The sequence below is a fragment of the Pseudogemmobacter sp. W21_MBD1_M6 genome, from assembly GCF_052119585.1.
Classification (GTDB): Bacteria; Pseudomonadota; Alphaproteobacteria; order Rhodobacterales; family Rhodobacteraceae; genus JBGQOJ01.
This window is the reverse complement of record NZ_JBGQOJ010000009.1, coordinates 100569-113976: the sequence shown is the minus strand read 5'-3', so window position 1 is coordinate 113976 and position 13408 is coordinate 100569. Positions and strand designations below refer to the sequence as shown.

Sequence of the window (13408 nt, the reverse complement as noted above, 5' to 3'; positions counted from 1 at the left end):
CAGTGCTGTCCGACTTGCGCATCTATCGGGAGAACGAGTCCGAGGGATATGAAAACGGCACCCGCCTTTCAGCCGATCAGATAGACCCTGATCGGCATCCAGATCCCCATGACCATCATCATCAGGTTCTCTGTGAGCGAGACAAAGCCGAGCGGTACGTTGCTGTCGCCGCCGACGCAGGCGCACTTCAATTCACGCTTGTCGATATAGACCGCCTTGAAAACCGATACTGCGCCAACAGTGCCGATGAACAAGGCCACCGGTGCCGAAAGCCAGGTCAGCGCCCCGGCGACCATGAGGATACCTGCGAAAGCCTCTCCAAACGGATAGATCTTGCCATAACGCACCCACCGACGCGCCAGCAGGTCGTAGTTCAGGAACATGGTCGAGAAGCTCTCGACATCCTGAAGTTTTTGTACCGCCAGAAAGCACATCGAGATCGAAATGAACCATTCCAGCCCGCGCAGGGTGAAAATGTTCTCGAAGCTGTACCACGACAAACCGAGCGCCATCAGGAACGCGACGGCAAAGATCGTGATCACCGGCTGGTAGGACGTGTCCGAGCGTTCGTCTTCCGGCGCATCGATGCCGAAATGGACCCGAAGGTCGTCATATCCGCCGATCCGCTCGTCCCCGATCCAGGTTTGCGGGGTGGTTTCGACGCCGTGCTCTTCCATGAACGCGTCGGTGTCCTCACGCGTGGTCAAAGGGTGATCCTCGACTTCAAAACCCTTGCGCTCCAGCAGGTCCTTGGATTTGAGCCCATAGGGACAGAGGTGGTCGGGCATCACCATCCGGTAAAGCTTGGCTGTCTGGGTTGTGTCTCTTGGCATGTCATATCCTCCGTTTCAGGGTTCAGGCGTCGCAGCCATAATAGCCGCGATAGCCTGCCCGCAGGCCGGCATCGAGCTCGAGCACGAGGTTGGCGTCCTGCACTTCACCACTGTTTTCCAGGGCCGCAGCCCCGTCCGGCGCACTGAGGCGTACGGACATTCCTTCGGTGCTCAAGGTGCCGGTTGCGTCGGTTGAACCAAGACGCACCAGGTCGCCGCTGATCTTTGCCAGCGCCGCCGGGGCACCTTCGATCTGTCCTGCGGCAAGCACAGGTTTGCTGGTCGTGGTATACTTGAAGGTGCAGATGGCCCCATCCGGGAAAAGCTGCGCGATCTCATCGCCGGTCAGGAATTCCAGATCAAGGATGGCGATTTCGGCGGATGAGAGTGCCTCGTTCAGATCGACGATGCGGGCTGAACCATCCAGACCCTCATCAGCCGCGTCACCATTCGTGTCGATGTCATTCACCAGATACCGCATTTCGGCGATTTCTTTGTCTTGGGCAAAGATGATCTCGTCAGCCAGTTTGCGCACCCGAGGGTCAGAAATGTTGGCGCGGCTCGATGTCATGATCGCGATCGAATGGTGCGGGATCATTGCCTTCATGTAGCTGGTATCGCCCACGGTCAACTGGCTCCGGACCAGCCAGAGGGATCCGGCAAACACCACGGCGCCGCCAATAAAGATGGCAGCGTTGATCGCCTTGCTGGAGTACATCGACAGCATGAACCCCAGCATGATGATCGCCATTATGGCCCCCATCAGCACGGCCATATAGGCGCGTGTTTCGGACCAGAAGATATGGCTCAGCAGATAGGTGTTGAGATACATCAGGATGAACATCACCACCGTGGATGTGGCGATCATCGCGAAAAAGCGTATGTATGTCATTGGAAACCTCCAGTCTCGAAAAATTGATGTCCTATAGAAGGAACAACATTGCTGCGCTGGAATGTTCCGTAGTTTTCGGGAAAGTTCGGCTTTTGCAGACGTCAGAGCTACCCGGACGCCTTGCTGATACTGCCCGCCTTTTGTTCCATCGCCAGATCGGCCAAGATGGGGCAATCGGGGCGGTGATCACCCGCGCATGCATCCACAAGATGCGACAGCGTCGCGCGCATTTCGGTTAGTTCAGCGATCTTGCTGTCAATCCGATCAAGATGCTCTTCGGCAATCTGCTTCACCTCGGCACTGGCGCGGTCAGTATCGGCATAAAGCTTCAGCAGGCTCCGGCAATCCTCGATGGTGAATCCAAGGGCCCGTGCCCGGCCGAGAAAGGCCAGCTTGTGCACGTCGCTTTGCCGAAAGCTGCGATAGCCATTTGAACTGCGCAGCGGTTCGACAAGACCGATGTCTTCGTAGTAGCGGATCGTTTTGGCGGGAAGGCCGGAAAGGTCGGCCACATCTCCGATGTTCATAATCGTTTCCTCCTTGAGTTCATTCAGCTGGAATTGGGGATGCCGAGGCTTCAGAGGCGGGGCGCGCCGTTTCGTCCATCGCCGGGCGCACGCGGCGCAGCCGCAGCGCATTCGTCAGCACGAAGACAGAGCTGAGCGCCATCGCACCGGCAGCCAGAACCGGTGAAAGCAAAAGCCCCGACACCGGATAAAGCACGCCCGCCGCAACCGGGATCAGGGCGACGTTATATCCGAAAGCCCAGAACAGGTTCTGGCGGATGTTGCGCATGGTGCTTCGCGACACTTCGAGGGCGTTCACGACGCCACGCAGATCGCCGGACATCAGCACCACGTCGGCGGATTCGATGGCCACGTCGGTGCCGGTGCCGATGGCGATCCCAACGTCCGAATGGGCAAGCGCGGGTGCGTCGTTGATCCCGTCGCCAACGAACGCGATGCGTTGGCCCGCGCCGCGCAGATCGTCGAGCGCCGCCACCTTACCGTCGGGCAGAACGCCGGCGATCACATGGTCGATGCCGATTTCGCGGGCGATAGCCTCTGCCGTTTCGCGCTTGTCACCGGTGATCATGGCGACCTTCAGTCCCTGTGCGTGCAAGGCGCGGATTGCAGCGGCGCTGGACGGCTTCACCGGATCGGACACCGCGATGACGGCGGCGACACGACCGTCGATCGCCGCGAAAAGTGCGGTGCGGCCCTGTTCGGCCAGACGGCGCTCCTCATCGGCCAGATCGCCAATCTCCAGCCCCTCGCGGGTCATCAGGCGGTCGGCCCCGACAAGCACCTCGCGGCCCGCCACTTTTGCCCGCACGCCGTGGCCGGTGATGGATTCAAAATCCTTGGCGTCATGCCGCGCGACGCCCTCGACCTTTGCCGCGCGCACGATTGCCTCGGCGATCGGGTGTTCCGATTGCGCCTCGACAGCGGCGACAAGCGCCAGCACCTCGGTGCGGTCAAAGCTGTCCGCAAGCACGAGATCGGTCAGTTCCGGGCGGCCCTGGGTAACCGTTCCGGTCTTGTCCAGCGCCACCACATCCACGCTGGATAGCTGTTGCAACGCGTCGCCCTTGCGGAAGAGCACGCCCATCTCGGCGGCACGTCCCGTGCCGACCATGATCGACGTCGGCGTGGCGAGCCCCATCGCGCAGGGGCAGGCGATGATCAGCACAGATACACCGGCCACCAAAGCAAAGGACAGCGCGGGCGAAGGACCGACCAACAGCCAGACAATCACCGTCAAAAGCGCCAATGCCATGACAGCGGGCACGAACCAGAGGGTGATCCGGTCCACCAGCCCTTGAATCGGTAGCTTGGCGCCCTGCGCCTCTTCGACCATCCGGATGATCTGGGCCAGCGTCGTGTCGGCGCCCACACGCGTCGCGCGGAAGTGGAAGGCACCGCTGCCGTTGACGGTGCCGCCTGTGACGGGATCGCCCACGGATTTGGCGACCGGCACCGGTTCGCCGGTGATCATACTCTCATCCACACGGGCACTGCCTTCGGTCAGTTCACCATCCACTGCGATCCGCTCGCCAGGGCGCACGATCAGAATGTCGCCAGCGACGATGCGGTCGATGGCCACATCCTGCGGCTCCCCGTCAACCAGCACACGGGCCGTCTTTGCCTGAAGGCCCATCAGCTTCTGGATCGCAGCCCCGGTCCGGCCCTTGGCGCGGGCCTCCAGCCAGCGGCCCAGAAGGATCAACACCACGATGACCGCCGCCGCCTCGAAATAGACCGCGCGCGATCCCGCGGGCAGCAGCGTCGGTGCGAAAAGCGCCACAAGTGAATAGATGTAGGCCGCCGATGTGCCAACCGCGACAAGGCTGTTCATGTCCGGCGCGCCTTTCAACAGTGCCGGGAAACCGCGTGTGTAAAAAGTACGTCCTGGCCAGAGCAGGACTGCCGTGGTCAACACGAACTGGATCATCCAGCTGGTCCAGTGGCCGATGGTGTCACCGATCAGACCGTGCATGCCGGGGATCAGATGTGCGCCCATCTCAAGTAGAAACACCGGCAGGGCGAGGGTCGCTGCCACGACAGTCCGTCGTGCCAGAACCCGCGCCTCTTCGTTCCTACGGGCTCCTGCGTCTTCCGATGAACTGTCTTCGGCCTGCGTGGCGGGGTAACCCGCGTCGCTGGCCGCCTTGATGAGGTCGGCAACCGCGACCGCGCCCTCCAGATAGCTGACTGTAGCGGTTTCCGAGGCAAGGTTGACGTTCACGTCCAGCACGCCCGGCAGCACTGCCAGTGCCTTGTCCACCCGACCGACGCACGAGGCACAGGACATAGATGAAATGTTCAGACGTACGCTCCGGCTCCGGGCCGGATAGCCGATCTCCTGAAGGGTCGTGGCGATTTCGGCGATGCGCTCCGGTGCGTCGATCTGCGCCTGGGCGGTCTCGTTGGCGAGATTGACACGGATATCGCTGACCCCCGGCAGACGCGTGAGGCCACGTTCCACGCGGCCGACGCAGGAAGCGCAGGACATGTTTTGCAGGGAAAGCCGAAGGGTGCGCGGATCCGACATGAGAATCTCCTTGTTCTGATACTCCTGCAGATAGGGCCTCCAGTTACTGGAAGGTCAACAGGCATGTAGAATAAAATTCTGGCCATTGACCTTCCCGCGCCGGAACGCCTTACATGCATGTCGTCAAAGGAGATTGCGATGTTCAGATTCAGCGTACCGAACATGAGTTGCGGCCATTGTACCGCTTCCATCCAAAAGGCCATTATGGCGGCCGACCCAGATGCAACGGTTTCGTGCGATCTGACTGCACGTATCGTCGACGTCGACAGCACTCTGGATGAAACTGCATTGGCCGCAGCGATCAGCGATGCGGGCTACAGGTCTGAGAAGCTGGCAGAGGTTCAGTAGCCAAGATGCGTCAGCAACGCTCCGCTGGACGGAGATAGTGGCTCTCTCTATGTCGCTGACATGCAACACTCTCTGACAGCAGCGGCCAAAACTCGCCTGTTTCAAAAAAAGCGACAAACCTTCCTGCGCAGGACGGATTGACTGTACTGCATCGCTCTCCGATATTCGCGGCATGAGCTTTCGAGTTTTCATATCAAGCTGGTCAAGGGCGTTTACGTGCATTGCGTTTGCGCTGGCATTGGTGTTTTCACCACCTTCTGCCGCTCACGCTGCGTCCGGCATGCATGACGGACATCAAGCCAAGTCTGTTGGTGTCGTTGGTGCTGCCATGACTCATGACACCGGAAGCGATGCGCATCACGCGCATGAGAAGCTTGGGGTCGCAAGCGACATCGACATCGCAGCGTCCGACAAGGATGGCAAAGAGCAACAATCCCAAGAGTGTTGCAACGGCATCTGTATTTCTGTCGTCTTCATCGAAGACACCAGGATCAGAGCAGAGCCGGTTGGTACAAGTGAATATGTCATTCTGGACGGTCGAACGTATTCGGTAGAAACAGCAGGGTTTCTTCGGCCCCCTCGATTCCTGATCTGAACCGGCGCCCAAATCGGGTGTGAGCCTTGCGCAGAGTCTGCGTGAGACAACGTTCACCAATCAGGTTACTTTCATGAAAATTCATCTACTTATGGGGGCTTCGGCCCTCGGGCTTGGCGCATGCGCCTATGAGCCCACCCCGTTGCCGTCCGTCGCGACCCAACAGGCCGTCGTCAACACGGCAGTTTCATCGCCGATCAGCTATCAGGACCCCTTGGCGGGCTACACCTATCGCGGCCCTACAGGTCCCCGCGACTGGCGTTCCGTCAATCAAGAACAGACGGAGGGCAACTGATGCGGGTATCGAAGTTTCCGCTGGTTTTCGGCTTTCCGCTAATCTTGGGTGCCTGTGCTGCAGCTGTACCGGGCATCTACACGGAACCAAAAGCTGGCTTCGCCAACATTTCCAGCCAGGTCACACCAGCCATCGGCAAACGGACAGCCTTCGCCGAAACCCAGGCCGAAAACGAGGCCTTGAAGAAGCAGGTGCACGCAATGGTGCACCGCAAGACCATTTCGGCGGACACCGCCGTTCAGGTCGCGCTTCTGAACAACAAAGGGTTGCAGGCGTCCTATGCGAACGTTGGCCTATCGGCCGCAGAGGCCTGGCAGCAATCGACGCCGGAAAACCCGATCGTGTCGATTGGTATACTGGGCATCGGTGCGCCCGAACTGGGTGCCTACAGGGCGATCGAGGGACTGATCCGGTCGAACGTGCTCGATGCCACCACTCGCAAGCAGCGTACGGCCATTGCAGACGCAAACTTCCGGCAGGCTCAACTGAGCGCCGTGAACGACACACTCGCACTGGCCAATCAGACGCGGAAGGCATGGGTCGATGCCGTAGCCGCCTTCGAGGCTGTGAGTTATCTCCGCCGTGCGAAGGCGACGTCTGACGCCGGATCGGAATTGGCTATGAGGCTGGGTGAGACCGGCGCACTCAACAAAGCTGGACAGGCCCGCGAGCAGGCATTCAATGCCGAACTCGCTGGACAACTTGCCCAGGCACGATTGAGTGCTACCCGGTCCAAGGAGGCTTTGACCAGGCTCATGGGGCTGTGGGGCACCGAAGTCGACTATTATGTGCCCGATGCCCTTCCTGCGCTGCCGCGTTCCGTCGGCCGTGTGACTGACATCGAAGCGAAAGCATTGCGAAATCGGGTTGATCTGCGCGTTGCCAAACTTGGCCTGGAAGCACAGGCCAAGGCGTTTGGTCTGACTGATCAGACTCGCATTATCAGCGATCTCGAATTCATTGCCGGGTTCGAAGCGGAGCGGGAAATTGAGGACGGAGAAACGGAGACCGTGACCACCCCTCAGGTGGAGGTGGAGTTCGCAATCCCGATTTACGACACCGGGAAGGCACGGATGCGCAAGGCGGAATTGTCGTACCTGCAAGCAGCTAACGTGCTGGCAGAAAGAGCCGTCAACGTGCGGTCCGAAGCGCGTGGTGCTGAAGCCTCCTATCACGCCGCGTATAAGATCGCCCGCCACTATCGCGACGTTCTGGTGCCGCTACGCACGACCGTCGAAGAAGAGGGGCTGCTGTCTTATAACGGCATGATCACCAACACTTTCGAGCTGCTGACAGACGTGCGCGAGAAACTGGGCGCATCACTGGAAGCGGCAAACGCAAAACGCGAATTCTACATGGCACAGGCTGATCTGACCGCTGCGATCTATGGCGGCGGCGAAGGCGGTGGCGGTGCTGGTGGAGAAGGCGCGACACTTGCCGCCGGTGGCGGCGCAGGACACTGAAAGGAACTGACATGCTAAATAGACGTCAATTACTCGGAGCCGGCGCGGCAGGTGCAACGCTGGTATCTTCGAAAGCTTGGGGTCAAACCCTGAACATGGGCCTGCCCGAAGCTGCCCAAATGGATAGCGCAGCAACGGCGATCACGGCGCGTCCCAATTCCGGGCCGGACTACACACCTGTGGTCACATTGAACGGGTGGACCCTGCCGCACCGGATGAACAACGGGGTGAAAGAATTTCACCTCGTGGCCGAACCGGTAGAACGCGAGCTTGCCGACGGCATGATCGCGCATTTGTGGGGCTACAACGGCCAATCCACCGGCCCGACGATCGAAGCAGTCGAAGGCGACCGGGTGCGCATCTACGTCACCAATAAGCTGCCGGAAGGCACAACGGTGCACTGGCACGGGCTCATTCTTCCTTCAGGCATGGATGGGGTCTCCGGATTGAGCCATCCAAGCATCCCGCCGGGCAAAACCTTCGTCTACGAATTCGACTTGGTGAAGTCCGGAACGTTCATGTACCACCCCCACGGCGATGAAATGACCCAGATGGCGATGGGGATGATGGGCATGTTCGTGGTCCACCCCAAGGATCCCACATTCATGCCGGTGGATCGTGATTTCCTGATCATGCTGAATGCTTTCGACATCGATCCGGGTACCTATGTACCCCGCATCATGACGATGACGGATTTCAACCTTTGGACCTGGAACAGCCGGATCTTCCCCGACATTGATCCGCTGGTCGTGAACAAGGGCGACCGGGTGCGAGTACGGGTTGGGAACCTTACGATGACGAACCACCCGATCCATATGCACGGCTATGACTTCAAGGTCACTTGCACGGATGGCGGCTGGGTGCCGCCTGAAGCACAGTGGCCGGAGGTCAGCATCGACATTCCCGTAGGTGCGATGCGCGCCTACGAATTCGTCGCCGATCATCTGGGAGATTGGGCGATCCATTGCCACAAATCGCACCATACGATGAACGCCATGGGCCATGACGTGCCGACGTTCATCGGGGTGAACAAGAAGCCGCTGACCCAGAAGATCCGTCAATTCCAGCCGGAATACATGCCGATGGGCATGTCCGGCATGGGGGACATGGCAAAAATGGAAATGCCGCTACCCGACAATACCATCCCGATGATGACGGGTTGGGGCCCGTACGGACCCATCGAGATGGGCGGCATGTTTTCGGTCGTGAAGGTGCGGGACGGCATCGACGCGGACGATTACTCCGATCCCGGCTGGTACGAGAACCCTCCGGGCGAGATGGCCTACGAATGGACTGGCGAATTACCCGACTTTGCCTCCAACAACAGCCCCAAGACCATTCTCACACCGAAACCAACCTCGAAGGGCTGAGCGGCCCTTCGTCATCTCCAACCGAACCAACCTACAGGACAATAAAATGAGAAATCTTCTTTTGACGACAAGCTTCGCGATCGCGCTATCAGCACCGGCCTTTGCTGCAGGTACACACGACGGTGGACATGGGGAGACCAAGCCAGCCGCAATGATGGTCGGCATGCCGGGTGACGCCGCCAAGGTTGACCGCACAATCGACGTCACTTTGCTCGAAAACGATGAGGGCCAGATGCTGATCGAGAGTGAGCCGATGGATATCAAGGAGGGCGAAACCATCCGCTTCAACATCACCAACAAGGGTGAGCTGGAGCATGAATTTGTCCTCGACACGGTAGAGCGTAATGCCGAGCATAAGATCGAAATGGCCAAGATGGACATGGAACATGACGATCCGAACCGTATCCGTCTCGATGCGGGCGCTTCGGGCGAGGTTGTCTGGACTTTCGCAAATTCTGGCACATTCGAAGCGGCATGCTTGATCGCCGGCCACTACGAATCCGGCATGCACCGTGAGGTCGCAGTAGGTGACCAGATGGCTCAGGCTGACGTGGAATACACGAGCGGCACCATCAAGAAAATCGACGCCAAGGCCGGCAAGGTTACAATCATCCACGGGCCGTTGGTCACACTCGACATGCCCGCCATGACCATGGTGTTTCGCGCGGACGAGACGATGATCGCGAACATGTCGGAAGGTCAGGACATCGAATTCGTCGCTGACCGGGTCAAGGGCAAACTCACTGTCACACAGATCAAGTGATGAAAATCCATGGGGCCAGGGCAAACGCCTTGGCCCCATGGATTTGAGGCTTGGCCCGAGCAAGCAAGAAGATCCCAAAAAATCAAGCGCTACGGAGGTAGCCGAGCATGAAAAATTACCTGAGAACCTGCACCATCGCCCTTGCGCTTGTCCTTCCGGCTTTTTCAGTGGGCGCTTCCAGTGGCAAGGGCCAGCAGCCTCACGCGCGAGCCTTCGAAGTGCCTGGCCATGATCCGATCGGGAAACCCGGTGATGGCTCCTCAATCGACACGACGATTGAATTGTCCATCAGGGAGACAGAAAGCGGCTACATGCTTTTCGAGCCGGACGCACTCCACATCGAGAGCGGTTCAGTTATCCGCTTTTTGATCAGCAATCTGGGCGGACTGGATCACGAGTTTTTTCTCGGCTCCTTTAACGAGGTTGCAGAACACCAGCAGTGGATGCGCGAACATCCCGATATGCAACATGACAACGCCAATTCAGTTTCGATCCCTAGTGGACAAAATGCCGAGTTGATCTGGGAGTTCTCCGATATGACCAACCTGGAGTTCGTATGCTTGATCCCCGGCCACCGGGAAGCGGGCATGTGGGGCGTCATCATCGTGCACGATCACCTTGCGCCGAAATCCAAGGGCTAGACTTTTCAATGTCACTCTTGGACAGGTATCACCTGCTTGTACACGACGTAGCTGCCGCCTTTGGGTACGACTACAACGATGCCACGCCAGACTGGGTGCATCCGTTCATTCATCTCATACTGGTCTTGGCCCCCGCGCTGCTGATCACCGTTGGCTCATATCTTGCTATTCGCGGCATTCTGAAGCTTTGGAAGTACCGTAGCACGCCGGCGTTACACACAGAGCCCATACGAGGGCTTGAAAAAAGTCTTTTCAAGACTGTCTTGCGCTACTCCAGAAGTCAGCAGGCATTGATGATATTGGTTAGCCTCATCGCAATGCCTATACTCTATCTGACTTTAGAACTGCCAAAACAGATCGTAAACAACGCTCTGGATTCAGGCCGTTTCCCGATTGCCATTTTAGGACAAGACCTCGATCAGGTCGTTTTCCTCATGCTGCTTTGCGGTCTTTACCTTCTGGCGATCATCCTGAACGGGCTAAACAAATATGGCCTTAATGTCTTCAAAGGGTATGTCGCTGAGCGTTTTCTGCGGCGCTTCCGCCTGCTGGTCTATCGGCACTGGCGCAGCGATCCAGACGCTCGAAACCAGAGCGAAATCATCCCTATTCTCGCACAGGAAGTTGAGCCCATAGGTGGCTTTGCTGCAGATGTCCTTGCGCTACCAATCCTGCAAGGCGGTACGCTTCTGACGATCCTGTCTTTCATGTTCGTTCAGGACCCTGTGTTGGGTGCCGCCGCACTGACGGTGCTGCCAATTCAGCTCGTGCTGCTGCCCAAGCTACAACGCCGGGTCAACGCCCTTTCACGCACAAGGATCAGGGAAGTCCGACAACTTGGCAGGCAGCTCAGCGATCAGTTGCGCGAACGACAGGTCAATCCGGCCGGGCTGCTGCCAGTGAGTACAAGTTTTAGAGAGCTTGAGCGCGTGCGCAGGAAGATTTTCCGTCTTAAGTTCTTCATCAAGGCCCTCAACAATTTTCTGACCGCGCTGACGCCATTCCTGTTCTACTCTTTGGGTGGATATTTTGTCATTGAAGGTCGCATTACACTCGGCGCGCTGGTGGCCGTCCTGGCAGCACACAAGGAATTCTCGGCACCGCTGAAAGAGCTCTTCAATTACTATCAGACGCTGGAAGACACGCGGATCCGGTATCAGGAAATCATGGCTTTTTTAAGCAAATCGATTCAGCCATTGGGGCATGCTCAGCCAGACAACACTGTGCCACAAGAGGCTGGCCAATTCGAGCGATCCAAGCAGAGATACCCAGCTTTGTCTTTGGTAGGGCAGGGGGCCATAGCAACATCATGAAGGAGTTTGATGGGATGAAATGGGCAGCAATATTCTTTGCTTTGATCGCCGTTGCTTCAGCAGGCTGGTACATCATGCAGCCGGATTACTCTCAAACAGGTACGCAGACGGATGAGGGCGTCGCGCTTCCCGCAGGCGCGCTTGTAACTGTCACGCTACCAGCAAGTTTTACAGAGCAAGAGCAAATCGGCGCAGGCGCTTATGATGCGGTCTGTGCCGTGTGCCACGGGCTGAACGGGCAAGGCCGGGATGGCGTTGCTCCACCGCTTGTTCACAAGATTTACGAACCGAGCCATCACAGCGACATGGCGTTTGTCCTCGCGGCGCAAAATGGAGTGCGGGCGCATCATTGGAAATTTGGAAACATGCCAGCGGTTGAAGGCGTGACGCGATCGGAGATCCTTGCTATCGTGACGTACATTCGAGCATTGCAGCGTGCCAATGGGATCAATTGAGCCGTTTCGACGGACAGAAGGGTGGGATTTGGTTCGCGGTCAACGACCATTCGGCTCGCCGCGACATGGCCACAACTGTTGGGGAAAATTCTCTAGATGAGTAAGTGTCTCGCTGCATCGATCCTGATCCTTGCTGCATTTTCCAGTTCTTTCACCGCAACATATGCCGAGGAAACCGACCTCTTCAGATTGACCGACCGCGCAGCCCCGGTCGGCATCGGTGCCCGTGAGCCATCACTTGCAACCTTGCCGGATGGCCGGGTCGTATTGAGTTGGACAGAAGAAAACGGAGCCGAAGCGGAAGTTCGCATGGCCATCCTTGATGGCAGCGAGTGGTCGGACGCTCGCACAATTCATAAATCGTCAAAGATTTACATCAACTGGGCCGATTTTCCATCGGTAGCGGTGCTGGCTGATGGCGGCCTGGCGGCACAATGGCTTAAACTGAATGGGGAGGGTGATTACCAATATGACGTCAATATCGCTTTTTCTAAAGATGAAGGCAGAAGCTGGACGGAACCGCTTGTTCCCCATGATGACAGATCACAACGCGAGCACGGTTTTGTTTCGTTGGTTCCCGATCAGTTTGGCGGGTTGACGGCGCTGTGGCTGGATGGCCGGGAGTATGACAGTCAAACAGAAGGCGAAAACTTCGAGAATGCGATGCAGCTGCGCGCACGACAGATCAACTCTGACGGAACGATGAAGCCAGAAAGCCTGTTGGACGCGCGCGCTTGTACTTGTTGTCAGACGTCCGCGGCACGGACCGGCTCGGGCGACATGGTTGCGGTTTATCGTGACCGAACCGCCGATGAAATCCGCGATATATCGGTTGTGCGGCACGCCGACGGGGAATGGACGCAGCCCGCCACGATCCATAACGACGGATGGGAGATCTCCGGATGCCCCGTAAATGGCCCAGCCGTTGATACGATGGACGACAAGGTGTCCGTCATCTGGTTCACTGCAGCTGAGAATAAACCGGAGGTTTATATCGCGTTTTCGTCCGATGGCGGTGCGCAGTTTGACGAACCGCTCCGCATTGACCTCGGCACAGCCGCTGGACGGGTGGATGTTCTGCAAATGCCGGATGGAAGCGCATTGGCGCTCTGGATTGAATATGTGGGAGGCGGTGAAGCGATCGTCATGTGTTACATATCGCGAAGTGCCGGATGCGCGGCGCCTCAGGCGCTCCATATCAATCGGGGCGGCGGATCGATCGGTTTTCCCCGAATGGCGCGCGGAGACGCCGGTGCGTTTGTGGCATGGACGCAGCCGACCGGCGGCGCGGATGGGGACACTACAATCCGCATGGTCGAAGTCGCGGTAACTCCATAGGTTTCGAGCATACATCTCAATATCCTACTGCTTGCTTGACGCCGTTGC

The 13408-nt window shown here is 58.1% G+C and carries 14 protein-coding genes; 10 read left to right on the top strand and 4 right to left on the bottom strand.

Annotated elements, in window-relative coordinates; genetic code table 11:
- Positions 1 to 68: 68 nt before the first annotated feature.
- The 4 genes from ACEN2R_RS11350 to ACEN2R_RS11335 all read right to left on the bottom strand — a co-directional run bounded on the left by ACEN2R_RS11350 (position 69) and on the right by ACEN2R_RS11335 (position 4779).
- Positions 69 to 833: a MauE/DoxX family redox-associated membrane protein gene (locus ACEN2R_RS11350; protein ID WP_442042244.1), complete on the bottom strand. Its 765-nt coding sequence runs from the start codon at positions 831 to 833 to the stop codon at positions 69 to 71.
- Between the two features lie 22 nt (positions 834 to 855).
- Positions 856 to 1725 (bottom strand): DUF305 domain-containing protein, encoded by an 870-nt coding sequence (locus ACEN2R_RS11345; RefSeq protein ID WP_442042242.1) that lies wholly within the window; start codon positions 1723 to 1725, stop codon positions 856 to 858.
- A gap of 107 nt (positions 1726 to 1832) precedes the next feature.
- A complete protein-coding gene (gene cueR, locus ACEN2R_RS11340; RefSeq protein WP_007120891.1) occupies positions 1833 to 2252 on the bottom strand; it encodes a Cu(I)-responsive transcriptional regulator in 420 nt (139 codons plus the stop codon).
- A gap of 19 nt (positions 2253 to 2271) precedes the next feature.
- Positions 2272 to 4779 (bottom strand): heavy metal translocating P-type ATPase, encoded by a 2508-nt coding sequence (locus ACEN2R_RS11335; RefSeq protein WP_442042240.1) that lies wholly within the window; start codon positions 4777 to 4779, stop codon positions 2272 to 2274.
- A 138-nt stretch (positions 4780 to 4917) separates the two neighbouring features.
- Between ACEN2R_RS11335 and ACEN2R_RS11330 the strand changes: the two genes are divergently transcribed.
- The 10 genes from ACEN2R_RS11330 (at position 4918) to ACEN2R_RS11285 (ending at position 13360) form a co-directional block, all read left to right on the top strand.
- The gene (locus ACEN2R_RS11330) at positions 4918 to 5127 is read left to right on the top strand and encodes a heavy-metal-associated domain-containing protein (protein WP_093734254.1); all 210 of its coding nucleotides are present in this window, start codon (positions 4918 to 4920) and stop codon (positions 5125 to 5127) included.
- 172 nt (positions 5128 to 5299) lie between these two features.
- A complete protein-coding gene (locus tag ACEN2R_RS11325) occupies positions 5300 to 5722 on the top strand; it encodes a hypothetical protein (protein ID WP_350134633.1) in 423 nt (140 codons plus the stop codon).
- 73 nt (positions 5723 to 5795) lie between these two features.
- The gene (locus ACEN2R_RS11320) at positions 5796 to 6017 is read left to right on the top strand and encodes a hypothetical protein (RefSeq protein ID WP_226892491.1); all 222 of its coding nucleotides are present in this window, start codon (positions 5796 to 5798) and stop codon (positions 6015 to 6017) included.
- Positions 6017 to 7480: a TolC family protein gene (locus ACEN2R_RS11315; protein WP_045685159.1), complete on the top strand. Its 1464-nt coding sequence runs from the start codon at positions 6017 to 6019 to the stop codon at positions 7478 to 7480. Before ACEN2R_RS11320 ends, ACEN2R_RS11315 begins: the two co-directional genes overlap by 1 nt.
- Before the next feature lie 11 nt (positions 7481 to 7491).
- A complete protein-coding gene (locus ACEN2R_RS11310; protein WP_111550018.1) occupies positions 7492 to 8850 on the top strand; it encodes a multicopper oxidase family protein in 1359 nt (452 codons plus the stop codon).
- A gap of 46 nt (positions 8851 to 8896) precedes the next feature.
- Entirely contained in the window at positions 8897 to 9613 is a 717-nt protein-coding gene (locus tag ACEN2R_RS11305; RefSeq protein ID WP_045685165.1) for a copper-binding protein, read from the top strand.
- A 107-nt stretch (positions 9614 to 9720) separates the two neighbouring features.
- Positions 9721 to 10254: a cupredoxin domain-containing protein gene (locus tag ACEN2R_RS11300; protein WP_442042236.1), complete on the top strand. Its 534-nt coding sequence runs from the start codon at positions 9721 to 9723 to the stop codon at positions 10252 to 10254.
- An 8-nt stretch (positions 10255 to 10262) separates the two neighbouring features.
- Positions 10263 to 11567, top strand: coding sequence for an ABC transporter transmembrane domain-containing protein (locus ACEN2R_RS11295; RefSeq protein WP_442042234.1), 1305 nt, complete (start codon positions 10263 to 10265; stop codon positions 11565 to 11567).
- On the top strand, positions 11564 to 12022 hold the full coding sequence (locus tag ACEN2R_RS11290) for a c-type cytochrome (RefSeq protein ID WP_008282869.1): 459 nt from the start codon (positions 11564 to 11566) through the stop codon (positions 12020 to 12022). Before ACEN2R_RS11295 ends, ACEN2R_RS11290 begins: the two co-directional genes overlap by 4 nt.
- Positions 12023 to 12118: 96 nt before the next feature.
- The gene (locus ACEN2R_RS11285) at positions 12119 to 13360 is read left to right on the top strand and encodes a sialidase family protein (protein ID WP_442042231.1); all 1242 of its coding nucleotides are present in this window, start codon (positions 12119 to 12121) and stop codon (positions 13358 to 13360) included.
- Positions 13361 to 13408 lie beyond the last annotated feature (48 nt).

Excerpts from the sequence above, each read along its gene's own strand:
- ACEN2R_RS11350 (WP_442042244.1), bottom strand. The coding sequence starts at position 833 with ATGCCAAGAGACACAACCCAGACAGCCAAGCTTTACCGGATGGTGATG.
- ACEN2R_RS11345 (WP_442042242.1), bottom strand. The coding sequence starts at position 1,725 with ATGACATACATACGCTTTTTCGCGATGATCGCCACATCCACGGTGGTG.
- cueR (WP_007120891.1), bottom strand. The coding sequence starts at position 2,252 with ATGAACATCGGAGATGTGGCCGACCTTTCCGGCCTTCCCGCCAAAACG.
- ACEN2R_RS11335 (WP_442042240.1), bottom strand. The coding sequence starts at position 4,779 with ATGTCGGATCCGCGCACCCTTCGGCTTTCCCTGCAAAACATGTCCTGC.
- ACEN2R_RS11330 (WP_093734254.1), top strand. The coding sequence starts at position 4,918 with ATGTTCAGATTCAGCGTACCGAACATGAGTTGCGGCCATTGTACCGCT.
- ACEN2R_RS11325 (WP_350134633.1), top strand. The coding sequence starts at position 5,300 with ATGAGCTTTCGAGTTTTCATATCAAGCTGGTCAAGGGCGTTTACGTGC.
- ACEN2R_RS11320 (WP_226892491.1), top strand. The coding sequence starts at position 5,796 with ATGAAAATTCATCTACTTATGGGGGCTTCGGCCCTCGGGCTTGGCGCA.
- ACEN2R_RS11315 (WP_045685159.1), top strand. The coding sequence starts at position 6,017 with ATGCGGGTATCGAAGTTTCCGCTGGTTTTCGGCTTTCCGCTAATCTTG.
- ACEN2R_RS11310 (WP_111550018.1), top strand. The coding sequence starts at position 7,492 with ATGCTAAATAGACGTCAATTACTCGGAGCCGGCGCGGCAGGTGCAACG.
- ACEN2R_RS11305 (WP_045685165.1), top strand. The coding sequence starts at position 8,897 with ATGAGAAATCTTCTTTTGACGACAAGCTTCGCGATCGCGCTATCAGCA.
- ACEN2R_RS11300 (WP_442042236.1), top strand. The coding sequence starts at position 9,721 with ATGAAAAATTACCTGAGAACCTGCACCATCGCCCTTGCGCTTGTCCTT.
- ACEN2R_RS11295 (WP_442042234.1), top strand. The coding sequence starts at position 10,263 with ATGTCACTCTTGGACAGGTATCACCTGCTTGTACACGACGTAGCTGCC.
- ACEN2R_RS11290 (WP_008282869.1), top strand. The coding sequence starts at position 11,564 with ATGAAGGAGTTTGATGGGATGAAATGGGCAGCAATATTCTTTGCTTTG.
- ACEN2R_RS11285 (WP_442042231.1), top strand. The coding sequence starts at position 12,119 with ATGAGTAAGTGTCTCGCTGCATCGATCCTGATCCTTGCTGCATTTTCC.